Annotated in this window: 13 protein-coding genes; 6 read left to right on the forward strand and 7 right to left on the reverse strand. The window is 73.6% G+C overall.

Translation table 11 applies throughout. The features are described from left to right. Nucleotides 1-20 precede the first annotated feature (20 nt). Genes AC1C2W_RS16120 through AC1C2W_RS16130 form a run of 3 tightly spaced genes read left to right on the forward strand, consistent with a single transcriptional unit; the run spans nucleotide 21 to nucleotide 3,211 of the window. Complete coding sequence (locus tag AC1C2W_RS16120) at nucleotides 21-782, forward strand: response regulator transcription factor (protein ID WP_495413675.1); 762 nt, start codon at nucleotides 21-23, stop codon at nucleotides 780-782. 6 nt (nucleotides 783-788) lie between these two features. Beyond that, a complete protein-coding gene (locus AC1C2W_RS16125; RefSeq protein WP_495413676.1) occupies nucleotides 789-2,207 on the forward strand; it encodes a sensor histidine kinase in 1,419 nt (472 codons plus the stop codon). Further along, nucleotides 2,204-3,211 (forward strand): TAXI family TRAP transporter solute-binding subunit, encoded by a 1,008-nt coding sequence (locus tag AC1C2W_RS16130; protein ID WP_495413677.1) that lies wholly within the window; start codon nucleotides 2,204-2,206, stop codon nucleotides 3,209-3,211. The genes AC1C2W_RS16125 and AC1C2W_RS16130 overlap by 4 nt, the downstream gene beginning before the upstream one ends. Nucleotides 3,212-3,268: 57 nt before the next feature. On the opposite strand, the gene galE is transcribed toward AC1C2W_RS16130, so the two are convergent. The 3 genes from galE to AC1C2W_RS16145 form a co-directional block, all read right to left on the reverse strand. Continuing rightward, on the reverse strand, nucleotides 3,269-4,372 hold the full coding sequence (gene galE / locus AC1C2W_RS16135) for a UDP-glucose 4-epimerase GalE (protein ID WP_495413678.1): 1,104 nt from the start codon (nucleotides 4,370-4,372) through the stop codon (nucleotides 3,269-3,271). Between the two features lie 205 nt (nucleotides 4,373-4,577). Next, on the reverse strand, nucleotides 4,578-6,758 hold the full coding sequence (locus AC1C2W_RS16140) for a HelD family protein (RefSeq protein ID WP_495413679.1): 2,181 nt from the start codon (nucleotides 6,756-6,758) through the stop codon (nucleotides 4,578-4,580). A gap of 153 nt (nucleotides 6,759-6,911) precedes the next feature. Continuing rightward, nucleotides 6,912-7,562, reverse strand: coding sequence for a CatB-related O-acetyltransferase (locus AC1C2W_RS16145; protein ID WP_495390540.1), 651 nt, complete (start codon nucleotides 7,560-7,562; stop codon nucleotides 6,912-6,914). Nucleotides 7,563-7,749: 187 nt separating this feature from the next. On the opposite strand from AC1C2W_RS16145, the gene AC1C2W_RS16150 reads away from it, so the two are divergent. Next, entirely contained in the window at nucleotides 7,750-9,897 is a 2,148-nt protein-coding gene (locus tag AC1C2W_RS16150; RefSeq protein ID WP_495413680.1) for a heavy metal translocating P-type ATPase, read from the forward strand. 58 nt (nucleotides 9,898-9,955) lie between these two features. Here AC1C2W_RS16150 and AC1C2W_RS16155 read toward each other — a convergent pair whose 3' ends face one another. The 4 genes from AC1C2W_RS16155 to hpaD all read right to left on the reverse strand — a co-directional run bounded on the left by AC1C2W_RS16155 (nucleotide 9,956) and on the right by hpaD (nucleotide 14,042). Then, nucleotides 9,956-10,366 (reverse strand): Rid family hydrolase, encoded by a 411-nt coding sequence (locus AC1C2W_RS16155; protein ID WP_495390542.1) that lies wholly within the window; start codon nucleotides 10,364-10,366, stop codon nucleotides 9,956-9,958. 143 nt (nucleotides 10,367-10,509) lie between these two features. Beyond that, nucleotides 10,510-12,033: an alpha-N-arabinofuranosidase gene (locus AC1C2W_RS16160; protein ID WP_495413681.1), complete on the reverse strand. Its 1,524-nt coding sequence runs from the start codon at nucleotides 12,031-12,033 to the stop codon at nucleotides 10,510-10,512. A gap of 234 nt (nucleotides 12,034-12,267) precedes the next feature. Then, nucleotides 12,268-13,035 carry an aldolase/citrate lyase family protein gene (locus tag AC1C2W_RS16165; RefSeq protein ID WP_495413682.1) on the reverse strand — a complete coding sequence of 256 codons (768 nt, stop codon included), beginning with the start codon at nucleotides 13,033-13,035 and terminating at the stop codon, nucleotides 12,268-12,270. Continuing rightward, nucleotides 13,035-14,042 (reverse strand): 3,4-dihydroxyphenylacetate 2,3-dioxygenase, encoded by a 1,008-nt coding sequence (gene hpaD / locus AC1C2W_RS16170; protein ID WP_495390545.1) that lies wholly within the window; start codon nucleotides 14,040-14,042, stop codon nucleotides 13,035-13,037. The genes AC1C2W_RS16165 and hpaD overlap by 1 nt, the downstream gene beginning before the upstream one ends. A gap of 101 nt (nucleotides 14,043-14,143) precedes the next feature. Between hpaD and AC1C2W_RS16175 the strand changes: the two genes are divergently transcribed. Together AC1C2W_RS16175 and AC1C2W_RS16180 are read left to right on the forward strand one after the other, a co-directional pair. Further along, nucleotides 14,144-15,067, forward strand: a complete 924-nt coding sequence (locus tag AC1C2W_RS16175; RefSeq protein ID WP_495390546.1) for a LysR family transcriptional regulator — start codon at nucleotides 14,144-14,146, stop codon at nucleotides 15,065-15,067. 106 nt (nucleotides 15,068-15,173) lie between these two features. Then, a complete protein-coding gene (locus AC1C2W_RS16180) occupies nucleotides 15,174-15,848 on the forward strand; it encodes a GntR family transcriptional regulator (protein WP_495413683.1) in 675 nt (224 codons plus the stop codon). Nucleotides 15,849-15,888: the final 40 nt, after the last annotated feature.

Genomic DNA, 15,888 nt, shown 5'->3' on the forward strand with positions numbered 1-15,888 from the left:
CCCGGCGGAGGGACGGTCCCGTGCAGCTGCTCGTGGTCGAGGACGACGATCATGTCGCCGGCGCGCTCGTGTCCGTGCTCGGGCGGCACGGCTACGAGGTGGTCCGGGCGCGCGACGGCGCGTCCGCGCTCCAGGCGTTGAGCCCGGGCACCGACCTGGTGCTGCTCGACCTGTCGTTGCCCGACATCGACGGCTTCGAGGTCTGCCGCCGCATCCGCCGCGTCTCCGACACCCCGATCATCATGGTCACCGCCCGCACCCGCCTCGACGCCCGCATCCGCGGCCTCGAGCTGGGCGCGGACGACTACGTGACCAAGCCGTACGACGTGCGTGAGGTGCTCGCGCGCATCGACGCCGTGCTGCGCCGCGGCCGCGGCCGCGAGTGGGACGGCCCGCGGGCGGACGCCGCGGCGGCCCGGGTGCGGGTGCGCGGAGTCGTGGTGGACCTGGCGCGCCGCGAGGTGCGCCGTGCGGTGGGCTCGACCGTCGAGCTCACTCGCAAGGAGTTCGACCTGCTCGCCCTGCTGGTGCGGCAGCGCGGCTCGGTGCTCACGCGCGAGCGCATCCTGCGCGACGTGTGGGGGTCCAGCTGGAAGGGGCTCGGCCGCACGTTGGAGGTGCACGTCGCGTCGCTGCGCCGCAAGCTCGGCGAGCCGGACGTGGTCGAGACGGTGCGCGGCGTGGGCTACCGCGTGGCCGCGCCGGACGGTGCCGACAGCGCCGACAGCGCCGACAGTGCCGGAGGTACCGAAGGTGCCGCGCACGGCGGCGCGGGGGCCTAGGCGTCGATGCGGACCCGGCTGGCGATCATCCTCTTCGTGCCGTGCGTGCTCGTGCTGGCGCTGCTCGGCGCCGCGTACGCGGGCAACGTGGCGCGCGCCAACCAGCAGGAGGTCTACCTCGACCGCCTCGCGGACGCCGGATACCTCGTCATCACGGCCCGCCAGTCGCTCGCTGCCGACGCCCCGGAGATCGTCAAGGGCGACCTGGACCGCTACCGGGAGGTGTACGGCGTCGACGCGGCCGTCGTCGACCAGTCCGGCGCCACGTGGGCCTCCAGCGGGCTCGACGTCGAGCAGGTCGAAGAGCGGCAGGCGGCCCTCGCCGGACGGCGCGGCGAGTCGGTGCTGAGCTCCCTGCCGTGGAAGGCGGCCCGGGTGGTGGTGGCGGAGCCGGTGTACGACGGCGGAGACCTGGTCGGCGCGGTCGTCACGGTCTCCGACGCGGACGAGGTGTCGCGCAGCATCTGGTCGAGCTGGGGGATCCTCGTCGCGGCCGGCCTGGTGATGTGCGTGCTCGCCGTCGTCATCGCCCATCGCACCGCCGGCTGGGTGCTGCGCCCGGTGCGGGCGGTCGACACGGCGATGGGCGAGATCGGCCGCGGCCGCCTCGACGCGCGCATCCCGCCGTCGGCGGGCCCGCCCGAGCTGCGGGAGGTCATCACGCGCTTCAACGCGATGGCCGCGCAGGTGGAGCACTCCATGAACCGGCAGCAGGAGTTCGTCTCGAACGCCTCGCACGAACTGCGCAACCCGCTCAACGCCCTGATGCTTCGGGTCGAGGACCTGGCCCTGTCGACGCAGCCCGAACACGCTACCGAGGTGGCGCACGTGCGCGCCGAGGCGGTGCGTCTGGCGCACATCCTGGACGCCCTCCTGCTGCTGGCCGACGACGCGAACCTCGCCACCGGCGCGCACCCCGTGGACGTGACGGAGCTGGTCGCGCGGCGGGTGGACGGGTGGCGGGTGCTCGCCGTCGGCCGGGAGCTGCACGTCGAGGGCCATGTCGAGGGCCACGGCGAGGCCTGGGCCGAGGTGAACGAGATCGTGCTCGAGTGCGCCTTCGACGCGGTGATGGACAACGCGGTGAAGTTCTCCCCGGAAGGCGGGCGGGTGGACGTCACGGTGACGGCGGTGCCCGACGGCACGACGGGCGAAAGCACGGAGCACGGACCCGTGGGGGGCCTGGTGGAGATCGCCCTCCGCGACCAGGGTCCCGGCGTGCCGCAGGAGGAGCTTGAGCGGCTCGCGGAGCGGTTCTGGCGCTCGCCCGGGCACAGCACGGTGCGCGGCTCGGGGCTCGGCCTGGCGATCGCCTCGGAGCTGCTCGCGACCGGCGGCGGCGGGCTGCGGCTCTCCCTGCCGGACGGCGGCGGCCTCGAGGTGCGGCTGCGGGTGCCGGCGCTGCCTGAGGGCGGCGCGTCGTGAGCGCTCTGGTGGTCGCGTCGACCCGCGCCCACCGCGCCCACCGCCCAGCGGCGCCGCTCGCCGCTGGGCTGCTCGCGCTGCTGGTGCTGGCGGGCTGTGTCGGGGGCGAGGCCGCCGACGACCCGTGGGAGGGGCAGCGCCCCGACGCGCTCACTGTCTCTACCGGCGGCTCGACCGGCATCTACCACGGGTACGGCGTCGGCCTCGCGGAGGCGCTGGAGGAGCGCTACGGCGTGCCCGTCGAGGTGACCGAGACCGGCGGGTCGGTGGAGAACCTGGAGAGCCTGGCGGCCGGCACGTCGCAGATCGCGTTCAGCGCCGCGGACGCCGCGCGCGACGCCGTGGCCGGCGACGGCGAGTTCGCCGAGCCGCTCGACGTGCGCGCCCTCGCGCGCATCTACGACGACTTCGTGCACCTCGTGGTGCCCGCGGACTCGGACGTCCGCACCCTCGCCGACCTGCGGGGCAAGCGCGTCTCCCTCGGCGCGCCCCGTTCCGGCACCGCGCTGATCGCGAACCGGGTGCTCGCGGCCGCCGACCTGCCCGCCGAGAAGCTCACCGGCTCCAGCCTCGGCCTCGACGAGTCCATCACGGCCCTGCGGGCAGGGGAGATCGACGCGTTCTTCTGGTCCGGCGGCCTGCGCACCCCCGGACTGACGGCGCTCGTGGACGACACCCCGGTGCGCCTGGTGCCCCTCGGCGACGTGGTCGAGGAGGTGCGCTCCATGTACGGCAGCGGCTACCGGCACGGCATCGTGCCCGAGGGGATGTACGGGTCCCCGGCGGCGGTCGAGACCCTCGCCGTGCCGAACTTCCTCATGGTGCGCGCGGACATGCCCGCGGCGGAGGCCCGCACGCTGGTGTCCACGCTGTTCGACGCACGGTCCCAGATCTCCGCGCAGGTGCCGTCGGCGGCCAACCTGGACCGGGTGCGGGCGATCTTCACCGACCCGGTGGAGCTGCATCCCGGCGCGCTGCGGTACTACCGGGCCACCAAGGACTGATCTACCGGGATTGATCTACCGGGATTGATCTACCGGGATTGATCTACCGGGACTGATCTACCAGGACGAGACGGCGGGGACCTGGGAGACCAGCCGCAGCCGGTGCCCGACGCCCCCGCGCCATGGGGTGGTGGGGGCGAGCGTGGCCGGGTACCCGGCCGGGTTGCGCTGGTGCCAGCGCCAGTGGTCGAGACAGATGTCCTCGACGCTCCGGGTGGCGCGCCAGCCCAGCTCCGCGTCGGCGCGGGCGGCGTCGGCGTACGACACGGCGACGTCGTGCTCCCGGCGGGGCGCGACCCGGTACGGCACCGTGCGGCCCGTGACCGACTCGAAGGCCCGGACCAGCTCGAGGACGCTGGTGGGCCGGCCGCTGCCGAGGTTCCAGGTCGACAGCGGGCGGTCGGTGTCGTCGAGGGCGGCCAGCGCGGCGACGTGTCCCGCGGCCAGGTCGTCGACGTGCACGTAGTCGCGCATCACCGTGCCGTCCGGGGTGGGATGGTCGTCGCCGTGCACCACCAGGTGCTCGCGCCCGGTCGCGGCCTCGGCGATCGCCGGGAGCAGGTTTGCCGACGCCCCGGCGTGGTCGGGACCGATCGTCGCGGACGGGTGTGCGCCCGACGCGGTGAAGTGGCGCACCACACCCACGCGGACCTTCGGGCCTGCGTCGGCCACCACGTCGCGCAGGATCTGCTCGTTCATGGCGTGGCTGCGGCCCACCGGGTCGGTGGGCGCCAAGAGGGCGTCCTCGCGGTGCGGCAGGTCGCGGCCCTCCCCGTACACGCCCGACGACGACGACACGACCAGCCGGTTCACGTCGTACCAGGCCATGCACCGCAGCAGCGTGAACGTGGTGCCGAGGTTGGTCTCGTAGCAGTCGAGCGGTCGCGCGCCGCGCGCGCCGCCGCAGGCCTTGACCCCCGCGAGGTGGATCACGGCGTCGAAGCCCTCGGCGTCGAAGAGCCGCTCGAGGGCGTCGATGTCGGCGGTGTCGAACGCGTGCACGGGCACGGGCCGGCCGGCCAGGACCTCGACGCGCTCCAGAGCGGCGGGTGCACCCCGGGAGAAGTCGTCCACGACGACGACGTCGTGCCCGGCCCCGATCAGCTGGAGCACCGTGTGGGACCCGACGTACCCGGCGCCTCCGGTCACCAGGACGCGCATGGTGGTTCCTCACTTCACAGCGTTCGCGGCGGAGATGTCGCCCCATCATCATCGTGTCCCGGCGCGCAGACCCGCAGGCGATTTGAGGAACGTCAGAGGCTATCCCCTCGCTGGTTGAGCTAGCTCCCGCTGGTTGAGCTAGCTCCCGCTGGTTGAGCCTGTCGAAACCCGGTTTCGACAGGCTCAACCAGCGATCACGACAGGCTCAACCAGCGATGGTGACCTGGCCCAGCTCTTGCGTGCAGCGGGTCAGTGCCACGTACAGGCCGTTCCAGCCGCGTGGCTCGGCGGCGATGCCGTCGGGGTCGACGACGACGGCCGCGTCCCACTCCAGGCCCTTCGCGTCGGTCGCGGACATCGCGGGGATGCCGGCCGGCAGCGCGGCGCGGAGTGCGTCGAGCCTGGTCAGGGGGGCGACCACGCCCACCGTGCCGCCGTCGTACCGGTCGCCGAGCTCGGCGACGGCGGCCGTCACGGTGTGCGTCCAGCCGCTCTCGTCCGCCTCCCGGCGCCACGGCGCGACCGCGGCGGACCGGACGGCGCGCGGCGGGTCGTTGCGGCTGCCGGCCCGCCGCAGTACCGGGCCGGTCAGCTCCATGACCTCGCGCGGCGTGCGGTAGCAGATGGTCAGGTCGGCCCGCCGCCAGCGGTCGCCGAGGGCGTCGCCCACGGCCTCGCCCCAGTCGGTCTGCCGGTGCGCGGACGAGGCCTGGTCGATGTCGCCGACGGCGGTGACCGACCGGGTGGGGCAGCGGCGCACCACCATGTGCCACTGCATCCCGGACAGCTCCTGCGCCTCGTCCACCACGACGTGCCCGTACGTCCAGTCCCGCGTGGCCGCCGCGCGCCCGGCGACGAACGCGCCGTCGTGCCCGCCGTCGTGCCCGCCGTGGCGGGCGTCGTGGTCGGGGGAGCCGAGGAGGTCGGCGAGGGCGTCGAGGAGCGGGACGTCGCTGCCGGCCCAGCCGTCGTCGGCCGGCTCACCGGCGACGTGCGCCACCTCGGCGTCGGTGAGCTCGGGTGCGTGGGTGCTCAGCAGGTCGGCGTCGTGCAGCAGGTCGGCGAGCTCCGCGGCGGGGTCGCGACGGGGCCACCAGGCGTCGAGGGTCGCGGCGACGCCCGGGTCGACGGCGATGCGCGCGCGCAGCGCCTCGAGGTCGTCGTCGGAGAGCACTCCATCGACGTCGGACCCGGTAGCACCCGTGGCGGCCGCGCGGTCGTCCGAGGCGGCGAGCCTGGCGTCGAGTCGTCCGAGCACGTCCTCGAACCCTTCCTCCGCCCGGGCGAGCAGCTCGGCCTGGTGGTCCGCCACCGCGTCGGTGAGCAGGTCGTGCACCCGGTCCATCACGCGTTCGCGGGAGTGGTGGTACGAGCCCGAGCCGGCCGCGGCCCGCCGGGCGGCGTCCGTCTGTGCCGCGGACAGCACGTACTCCTCGCCGTCGAGCACGAGGGTGAGCGCGCCGTCGGCGGGCTCGAGCGACGACACGAACCGGCGCAGCACGGGCAGCCAGAGGGACCGGCCCTTGATCTCGGCGACGTCGCGGGACTCAGCGCGGGTGGGCCGGACGCCGGGCACCAGCGTGTCGCAGGTGGCGGAGACGACGGCCGACTCGCCGAGCGCCGGCAGCACCTGGGCGATGTAGTCGAGGAACCGCTTCGACGGCCCGAGCACGAGCACCCCGCGCTCGGCCAGGTGCGGGTGCGCGAACAGCAGGTACGCGACCCGGTGCAGCGCCACCACCGTCTTGCCGGTGCCCGGGCCGCCCTGTACCACCAGCGGCGTGCGGGCGTCGGCGCGCACCACGTCGTCCTGCTCCCGCTGCAGGGTCGCGACGGCGGTACCCATTCGCCCGGTGCGGCGCTCGTCGAGCGCGGCGAGCAGCGCGCCCTCCCCGACGAGGCCCGAGTCGTCCAGGCCGCCGTCGAGCGGCTCGTCGTCGACGCCGACCACCGAGCGCCCTCGGGTGCGCACGTGCCGCCGGCGACGCACGCCCTGCGGGTCCACGGGCGTGGCCGTGTAGAACGGGCGCGCCACGGCCGCGCGCCAGTCGACCACCAGGGGCTCGTCGTCCTCCGTGGCGCCAGGCAGGCCGACGCGGCCGAGGTGCCGCACGCTGCCGTCGTCGCCGTCGATGCGCCCGAAGACGAGCCCCTGGTCGGCGTGCCGCAGCTCCGCCCGCCGGCCGCGCAGCCGGCCGATCCGGGCGGCGCCGGTGGCGTCGTCCGGGCGGGCGGAGGCCAGGGTGGTCTCGAGCTCGTCGAGGAGGGTTCTGCGCCGCTGCCAGGCGGCGTCGAGGACGAGCTGCTCCTCTTCCATCGCGCTGCCGACGGCGTCGGCGGCGGTCACGGTGGTGGTGGTGGAGACCTGCGGTGCGGGCTGGGGCACTGGACCTCGATTCGTACGTTGTACGGGAGACCACCGCGCAACGTCGGGCCCCGCGGGATTGTTCCCGCCTCACTGCCGAACATGCGATGGCGCGCGGTATGACGTCGGATGTCGCGCGCAGCTGCATGTTCGGCAGGTGTCGATGGCCGACGATCAGGGTGCGTCGGCCCGCCGCTCCAGCTCGGTGGGCGTGCCCGCCATGATCGTCGCCGCGTGGGCGGTGATGCGCTCGACGGGCCAGTCCCACCAGCGCACGCGCAGCAGCCGCTCGACGTCCTCGTCGTCGAACCGGGTGCGCACGACTCGCGCCGGGTTGCCGGCGACGACCTCGTAAGGGCCGACGCCCTTGGTCACGACGGCGCGCGCGCCGATCACGGCGCCGTCCCCGATCGTGACGCCAGGCAGGATCGTCGCCTCGCGGCCGATCCAGACGTCGTTGCCGATCACGGTGTCGCCGGGCTGCTCGATGGCGAGGAACGCGTCGAGCGTCGCGTCGGCCCATGCGCCGCCGAACATGGTGAACGGGTACGTCGACGGGCCCGCCATCGGGTGGTTGCCGCCCGGCATGAAGAAGGCCGCGCCCGGGGCGATGGTCGTGAAGCGGCCGATGACGAGCCGCTGCGGGCCGTAGAGGTAGTGCACGTTCGCCTGCTCGAACGGCGGGCGGGTGCCCTCGTCGTCGTAGTAGGTGTACTCCCCGACCTCGAGGAACGGCGATGTCACCTGGTTCTTGAGGAAGATGACGTTGGTGAGGTCCTCGCGGCTGCTGGGGGTGAGTCGGTCCGGGTCGGGGACGTCGGTCATCGGGCTCCTCGTCGCTCCGTGTCGCGTGGGCATGGGCATCTTGCGATCATGCCCGGGAGGCGCTGCGAGCCGTCGGAACCCGTGTCTGACCGGCGTCCGTGTCCCCCATTGCGGAATACCCTCTGGAGGTATAGCTTATGCAGCATCGATACCCCATAGGGGTATGCGCGGCGAGAGGCGGACGGGCATGATGGCGGAGAACCAGCACGCTGAGCACGACGCGCACGCGGGTCACGACCAGCACGCCGGTCACGATGCGCACGCCGGCCACGACCAGCACGCCGGGCACGACGCGCACGCGGGCCACGGCGATCACGTAGGCCAGTTCCGCCGGCTGTTCTGGATCATGCTGGTTCTGGCGGTGCCGACCGTCGCGCTGTCACCGATGTTCGCGATGGTGCTCGGCTACGACCTGCCCGGCGCGACGTGGGTGTCGTGGGTCTCGCCGGTGCTCGGCACGGTCATCTATGTGTGGGGCGGCCGCCCGTTCCTCACGGGCGCGGTGTCGGAGCTCAAGGCCCGCAAGCCCGGGATGATGCTGCTCATCGGGCTGGCCATCACGGTCGCGTTCGTCGCGTCGCTCGGCGCGAGCCTCGGCGTCCTCGACCGCCAGCTCGACTTCTGGTGGGAGCTGGCGCTGCTGGTCGTGATCATGCTGCTGGGGCACTGGGTCGAGATGCGCTCGCTCGCCCAGACCACCTCCGCGCTCGACTCGCTCGCTGCGCTGCTGCCCGACGAGGCCGAGCGCGTCGAGCACCGGCCGGACGGGGAGCAGGTCGTCACCGTCGCGCCGTCAGACCTCCGCGTGGGCGACGTCGTCGTCGTCCGCCCGGGCGCGAGCGTGCCCGCGGACGGCCGAGTGGTCGACGGCCGCGCCGAGATGGACGAGTCGATGGTGACGGGCGAGTCGCGCACCGTGGCCCGCGCCGCGGGGGACGCCGTCACCGCCGGCACGGTCGCCACCGACTCCGGCCTGCGGGTCGAGGTGACGGCCACCGGCGACGACACCGCGCTCGCCGGCATCCAGCGGCTCGTCGCCGAGGCGCAGGCGTCGTCGTCCCGGGCCCAGCGCCTGGCGGACGTCGCCGCCGGCTGGCTGTTCTGGTTCGCCCTCGGCGCCGCCGTGATCACCGCGATCGCGTGGACCGCGCTCGGCATGCCGGACGACGCCGTCGTGCGCACCATCACCGTGCTCGTCATCGCCTGCCCGCACGCGCTCGGACTGGCCATCCCGCTCGTCGTCTCGATCGCGACCGAGCGCGCCGCCCGCGGGGGAGTGCTGGTCAAGGACCGGCTCGCGCTCGAGAGCATGCGCACCGTCGACGCCGTCCTGTTCGACAAGACCGGCACCCTGACCAAGGGCGAGCCGACCGTGTCCGACGTCGTCGCCGCCGACGGCGCCGCGGGCGGGCTGGACGCCGACGCCGTGCTGGCGCTCGCCGCCGCGGCCGAGGCGGACAGCGAGCACCCGCTCGCCAAGGCGATCGTGCGGGCCGCGGCCGACCGCGGGCTGGCCGTGCCCCGCGCAGCCGACTTCTCGTCGTCGCCGGCCGTGGGCGTGACTGCCACCGTCGACGGCCACGAGGTGTGCGTCGGCGGGCCGCGGCTGCTCGAGTCGCTGTCGGTCGAGTCGCTGGTTGAGCCTGTCGAAACCGGGTCTCGACAGGCTCGACCGGCGGGGGTGGCTCAACCGGCGGAGGACGACGGCGCGACCGTGCTGCACGTGGTGCGCGACGGCGTCGTCGTCGGCGGGCTGAAGCTTGCGGACGAGGTGCGGCCGGAGTCCGCCGAGGCGGTCGAGGCGCTGCAGCGGCGGGGCGTGCAGGTGGTGATGATCACCGGCGACGCCGAGGCCGTGGCCCGGTCCGTGGCGCGCGAGCTCGGCATCGACCGGTACTTCGCGGGCGTGCGCCCGGAGGACAAGTCGGCCCGCGTCGCCGAGCTGCAGGCGGAGGGCCGCAAGGTCGCGATGGTCGGCGACGGTGTCAACGACGCCCCGGCGCTCGCCCAGGCCGACGTCGGCATCGCGATCGGCGCCGGCACCGACGTCGCCATCGCGTCGGCGGGCGTCATCCTCGCCAGCGACGACCCCCGGTCCGTGCTGTCGGTCATCGAGCTGTCCCGCGCCAGCTACCGCAAGATGAAGCAGAACCTCTGGTGGGCCGCCGGGTACAACTTGATCAGCGTGCCGCTCGCCGCGGGCGTCCTCGCGCCGATCGGGTTCGTGCTGCCCATGTCGGTGGGCGCCCTGCTCATGTCGCTGTCCACCGTGGTGGTGGCCCTCAACGCGCAGCTCCTGCGCCGCCTGGACCTCCGGCCCGAGGCGTCGTCCTGAGCCCGTCGAAGGGTCACGAGCGCGAGGTGCTGGGCCGCTGACGCCGGGACGACCGCACTCACGCCTCCGGCGGGAGAGCGGCGGTCAGGTCCACCTCGACGAGCTGCCCGGCGAAGCCGAGCTGCGCCACGCCCAGCAGGGTGCTGGCCGAGGTGAGCGCCGGGGCCAGCGGCGAGCCGGACAGGCGCTGCCACACGGCGCCCAGTTCCGACTGCTCGTCGCTGCGCACGTAGACGACGGACCGCACGACGTCCCTCGGTGCGGCGCCTGCGGCGTCGAGCGCGAGCAGTGCGTTGGTGACAACCTGGTCGACCTGGGCGCCCAGATCGCCGGCGCCGACCAGCCGTCCGTCGGCGGCGAGCGGGCACTGGCCCGCCAGGTACGCGGTACGGCCCGCCTCGACAACGGTGACGTGGTGGTAGCCGGGCGTGGCGTGGAGGCCGGCGGGGTTGCGGCGCGTGATCGTCATCCTCGGAGTCTCGCGGGCGCCGGGCCGTCGGTCGACGGGAATTCGCGTCTCGCCACACCCGGTCATCTGGCCGACTTACTGGGCCGACACGCCGCGGCCAAGCATGCGACCACAGGGCAGACAGGCCGATGGTTTCGACAAGCTCAACCAGCGAGGGTGAGACGCACCGTCGCGAACGACGCGGGCGGCAGCTCGGCGGTCAGCACGCCGCCGGTCAGGCGCACGCCGTCGAGCGCGCGTGGCGTGACGGCGTCGGGCGCGTCGAACGTGTTGTGCGAGGCCGGGTCGTCGGCGGCGAGCACCGTGGCGACGGGGTCGCTCACCGCCTGCCCGCGCAGGTCGATCCGCACCGTCGAGGCGGCGTCCGGGTCGAGGTTCGTCAGCGACACCAGCACCGCGCCGTCCTTCGTGGACGCCGAGGCCGACACCGTGCCCACGGGCATCCCGTCGACGTCGTGCGTGGCCCGCGCCGCGCGCTCGCGGACCGGCAGGCTCGCGGCGTCGTGGTGCCCGGCGCTCATCGCGAAGGCGTGGAACGTGGGCGTCTTGATCATCTTCGTGCCGTCGGTGAGGAGCATGGACTGCAGCACGTTCACCGTCTGGGCGATGTTCGCCAGGCGCAGCCGGCGGGCGTGGTCGTGGAAGGCGTCGAAGTGCACCGTCGCGACCAGGGCGTCGCGCATCGCGTTCTGCTGGTACAGGAACCCGGGGTTGGTGCCGGGCTCCACGTCCCACCAGGTGCCCCACTCGTCGAGCGCGAGGGCGATCTTGGCCTGCGGGTCGTAGGCGTCCATGACGGCGGAGTGCCCGGCGAGGATGCGCCGTACGTCGAGGGCCTTCCGCATGGTGGCCCAGTACTCGTCGCGGCTGAACCGCGTCGCGGAGCCCTTCTCGCCCCACGTGCCGGCGAACGTGTAGAAGTGGAACGACACGGCCTGCCACAGGTCGCGCGGGTCGGCGTCACCGAGCGTCGCGACCTGCTGCATGAGCGTCTCGGTCCACGCGTAGTCGTCGTCCGACGCGCCCGCGGCCACCCGCACCAGGCGGTTGCCGCCGTGGTCGCGCGCGTACGTCGCGTGCTGCCGGGCCAGCGAGGCGAACTGGTCGGCCCGCAGGTTGCCGCCGCAGCCCCACGGCTCGTTGCCGATGCCGAAGAACGCGACGCCCCACGGCTCGTCGCGGCCGTGCTCCCGGCGCAGGCGGGCCATGGGGGAGTCGTCGCCGCGGGTCAGGTACTCGACCCAGTCGGCGGTCTCCTGCACCGTGCCCGAGCCGACGTTGCCCGACACGTACGGGGCGGTGCCGAGCAGCTCGCACAGCGCCATGAACTCGTGCGTGCCGAAGGAGTTGTCCTCCACCACGTCGCCCCAGTGGGTGTTGACGATGCGCGGCCGGTCCGCCGTCGGGCCCACGCCGTCGCGCCAGTGGTAGGTGTCGGCGAAGCAGCCGCCGGGCCACCGCAGGTTGGGGATCTGCAGCTCGCGCAGCGCCTCGACCACGTCGGTGCGGATGCCACCCACGTTCGGGATGTCGGAGTCCTCACCCACCCAGAAGCCCTCGTACACGCACCGGCCCAGGTGCTCGGCGAAGTGGCCGTACAGGTGCCGGCTGATGGTGGGGCCGGGGACGTCGAGGTCGACGACGGCGTCGAGGGCGTTCTCGGGCACGGCAGGTCCTCCATCGATGCAGGCAGTGGTCAGACCTTACCCGCGAGGTAGTCCGAGATCCCGCGAGGTAGTCCGGCGGTCTCAACCGGCTCCCCCTGTCCGCGAGGTAGTCCGAAAATCGCCGAGGTAGTTCGCGAGGCCGCGAGGTAGCGCACTACCTTGCCGAGAATCGAACTACCTCGCCGAGAATCGAACTACCTCGGCGATTTTCGGACTATCTCGCGGGATCCTGGACTACCTCGCGGGATCTCGGACTACCTCGGCGCGACCGAAGCGGGCGGCGAGCGCCGCCGTCCCCTGCGAGAGCAGCGTGACGTCGGCGCCGACGAGGGCGAACGACGCGCCGGCCGCCAGGTACGAGTCCGCGACGTCGGGGTCGAAGGCGACGACGCCCACGGGGACGCCGGCGCCGCGGACGGCGTCGACGGCGCGGACGGCGTCGACGGCGCGCAGCACGGCCGCGACGACGTCCGGGTGCGCCTGCCGGCCGAGCAGCCCCATGGACGCGGCGAGGTCGGACGGGTCGAGGAACACGCCGTCCACACCCTCGACGGCGGCGATCTCCGCCGCCGCGGCGGCGGCCTCGACGCTCTCGACCTGCACGACTAAGGTCCCGACACTGCGCGATGCCCGCACGGCCTCGGCGGCCGCCCGGGCGTCGGCGGCGGAGCCGACGGGCACGACGACGTCCCGCGTTCCGAGGTCGAGCACCCGCCGGAGCGTCGCGCGGTCGCCGGCAGGCACGCGCACGACCGGCGTCACGGGATAGCCCTGCACCGCACGGAGCTGGGCGAGCACCGACCGCGGGCCGTGCTGGTCGTGCTCCGTGTCGATCAGCAACCAGTCCAGCCCGGCGTCGGCGCAGATCTCTGCGACGAGCGGGCTGCCGCTGGATACCCACAGCCCGGCGAGGGGGCGGTGCGCCGCGGCGAGGGCGGCGCGGAAGGCCCCGGCCGGGGCCCCCGGCCCGGGATCGCCGGAGAGCGGGCCGCCGTCGCGCATCAGTGCAGGCCCAGGTAGGCCTCGAGCGTGGGCGGGGTGGCCTGCAGCAGCGGCTCCAGCACCGGCTGGCCGGGGAATTCGCTGGCCTCGAAGAACCACCGCTCCGACGCCGGCATCCCCCACTGCTGGGCACGACGCGGGTTGCTCACGTCCCAGCGCAGCGGCTCGCTCTCGAGGTCGATGAACTGGTAGTGCGTGGTGAAGAGCTCGATGCGGTGCTGGTCCGGGTCCCGCACGTAGAGGAACAGCGCGTTGCTGATGCCGTGCCGCCCCGGCCCGCGGTCGATCTCCTGGCCGAAGCCGAGGGAGCCGGTGACGTCGGCCGCGTGGATCAGCGAGGCGGCATCGGGCACGGTGTACGCGAAGTGGTGCAGGCGCGGGCCGCGGCCGTTGGTGAAGACGAGGTCGTGCGTGTTGCCCTTCACCTCCATCCAGGTGCCCCACAGCTCGTCCGTGCCGGCTGCTTCCGAATACTCAGCCGTGTACTCCGACATCCGCATCCCGAGCCCGGTCCAGAAGTCGGTGGCGGCCTGCACGTCGTGCGTCACGGCCTGGAAGTGGTCGAGCCGCTGCGGCGCCCCGGCGGTGAAGTCGTGGAAGTCCGCCATCTTGCGCGGCACCAGGTCCATCGAGGACGTGATCTCCATGTGGGTGCCGACGGCGTCGCGGAACCGCAGGGTGGGGCCCTGGTGGTCCCGCTCCACGCGCTCGTGCTCGACGCCGGTGGCGGCGAAGTGTCGCTCGGCGGCGGCGACGTCGGCGTCGGTGCGCACGCGCAGCCCGACGCACAGCGCCCTGGCCTCCGCGGCGCGCTCGAGCACGAGGCTGTGGTGGGCGTCCTCCTCCAGGCCGCGCAGGTAGACCGCGTCGTCGGTCTCCTCGGTCACGACGAGCCCGATGACGTCGCGGTAGAAGTCGCGGCTGGCCTCGAGGTCGGTGACGCCGAGCGCCACGTGGCTGGCCCGCGTGATGGTGAACGGGGGGGCGGGGTTGGTGGTGGGGAGCATCTTCGGAGTCTGGCAGCGGGGGTGCCGCGGGAGTACTACCGATGTCCTCTCGCAGGCATAGGGCAGAGGTATGGCGGAGGGTGGTGCCTATCATCGGGGCTATGGAACTGCGTCATCTGCGGTACTTCACCGCCGTGGTCGAGGCCGGGTCGATCACCGCGGCCGCGGCTCGGCTACACATCTCGCAGCCGCCGCTGAGCGTCGCCATCTCCCAGCTCGAGGCGGACGTCGGCGTCCGGCTGCTGGTGCGCACCTCGCGTGGCGTGGAGCCCACCAGCGCGGGCCGCTACCTGCTGGACGCGTCGTCGCGCGTGCTGGGCGAGATCGACGACATGACCGCGGCCCTCGGGCGGTTCGGCGCCGGGACGGCCGGCTCTCTCACGGTGGCGGCCGTGCCCGTGCTCATGTGGCACCGGCTGCCGGTGCTGCTGCGGGCGCATGCCGAGGTGGCGCCCGACGTCGAGGTGCGGCTCGTGGACCCGCCGCCGTGGACGGCGATCGACATGCTGCAGCAGCGCACGGTGGACCTCGCCGCGGTGATGGTCGCCGACCCGCGCCGGTTCGTGGCCCGCCACCGCGGCGTCCTGGACGTCGTCGACTGGGGCGAGGTGCCACTCGTCGCCGCGCTGCCTCCCGAGTGCGTGGACGCCGGTGCCGACCCGGACGAGCCGTTGTCGCTGCACGCGTTCGACGGCGAGGTGCTGCTGCTGCCGCGGCGCACCGCGGCGGTGCCGAGCCTGCCGGAGGCGGTGGAGGCGGCGCTGCGCCGGTACGGCGTCACCCCCGCCGCCGTCCGCACCGTCGAGACGATCCAGTCGGGGATCCCGCTGATCGAGGCGGGCGCCGCCCGGGCGATCCTCCCCGACCCCGACCGTGCGAGCCTCGGGCGGTTCGACCTCGCCGTCCGGCGGCTCGAGCCCGACCCGGCCGGCCTGCGCGCCCTCGTCCTCACCCGCCCGGGCGCCGCCGGTCGTGACCCGAAGGTCGCGCGGCTGCTCGACACGATCACCGCCGGACCAGCATGAATCATGTGCGATCTTCGATATGATTCCTCCGACGATTGACGACGGTGCCGACCCGCCTCCGCGACGACGCGGAGGGGTACCGCGCACCCACTCCGAGGAGGCAGCTGTGGCCGTGGCGGCAAGCAAGGCGGATCAGTGCTACGAGATCCTGCGCCAGGGCATCATGCAGGGCACGTTCGGGCCCGGCCATCGCCTGGTGATCGACCAGCTCGTGCGCGACTACGGGATCAGCTCCGTGCCCTGGCGGGAATCGCTGCGGCGACTCGAGGCCGAGGGTTGGGTGGACATCGTGCGCCACGCCGGCGCCGTCGTGAAGACGTTCGACACCGGGTCGTGGGAGCGCACGATGCAGCTCCTGGCCCGCCTTGAGGGCTACGCGACCGCGCTGTCCGCGCCGCACCTGTCCGCCGAGGACCTGGAGCGGGCCCGCACGCTCAACAAGCAGATGGCGGAGGCGCTGGCGAACTTCGAGCCGGCCCGGTTCGGCGCGCTCAACCGCGAGTTCCACCAGCTGCTGTGCTCGCGGTGCGACGACGAGCGCCTCGCCGGGCTCGTCGAGGACGAGTGGACCCGGCTCGAGCTCATCCGCCGCTCGGCGTTCTGGTACGCCCCGGGCCGCGCGTACGCCTCGCTCGCCGAGCACGACGGCCTCGTCGACCTCATCGAGGGCGGCGCCGACCCGGAGATGATCGAGACTGCCGCGCGCCGGCACGAGCTCAATACCGTCATCGCGATCGCGGAGCACGAGGCACAGCTCGAGCGCGAGAACGCCGCCGGTTGAGCCTGTCGAAACCAGCGGGTGGTCTCGACAAGCTCGACCA

The organism is Isoptericola sp. Y581 (genome assembly GCF_059445475.1).

Coding starts and splice junctions, on each gene's coding strand:
- AC1C2W_RS16125 (WP_495413676.1), top strand. CDS start 789: ATGCGGACCCGGCTGGCGATCATCCTCTTCGTGCCGTGCGTGCTCGTG.
- galE (WP_495413678.1), bottom strand. CDS start 4,372: ATGCGCGTCCTGGTGACCGGAGGCGCCGGGTACGTCGGGTCCCACACG.
- AC1C2W_RS16145 (WP_495390540.1), bottom strand. CDS start 7,562: ATGACCGACGTCCCCGACCCGGACCGACTCACCCCCAGCAGCCGCGAG.
- AC1C2W_RS16150 (WP_495413680.1), top strand. CDS start 7,750: ATGATGGCGGAGAACCAGCACGCTGAGCACGACGCGCACGCGGGTCAC.
- AC1C2W_RS16155 (WP_495390542.1), bottom strand. CDS start 10,366: ATGACGATCACGCGCCGCAACCCCGCCGGCCTCCACGCCACGCCCGGC.
- AC1C2W_RS16165 (WP_495413682.1), bottom strand. CDS start 13,035: ATGCGCGACGGCGGCCCGCTCTCCGGCGATCCCGGGCCGGGGGCCCCG.
- hpaD (WP_495390545.1), bottom strand. CDS start 14,042: ATGCTCCCCACCACCAACCCCGCCCCCCCGTTCACCATCACGCGGGCC.
- AC1C2W_RS16175 (WP_495390546.1), top strand. CDS start 14,144: ATGGAACTGCGTCATCTGCGGTACTTCACCGCCGTGGTCGAGGCCGGG.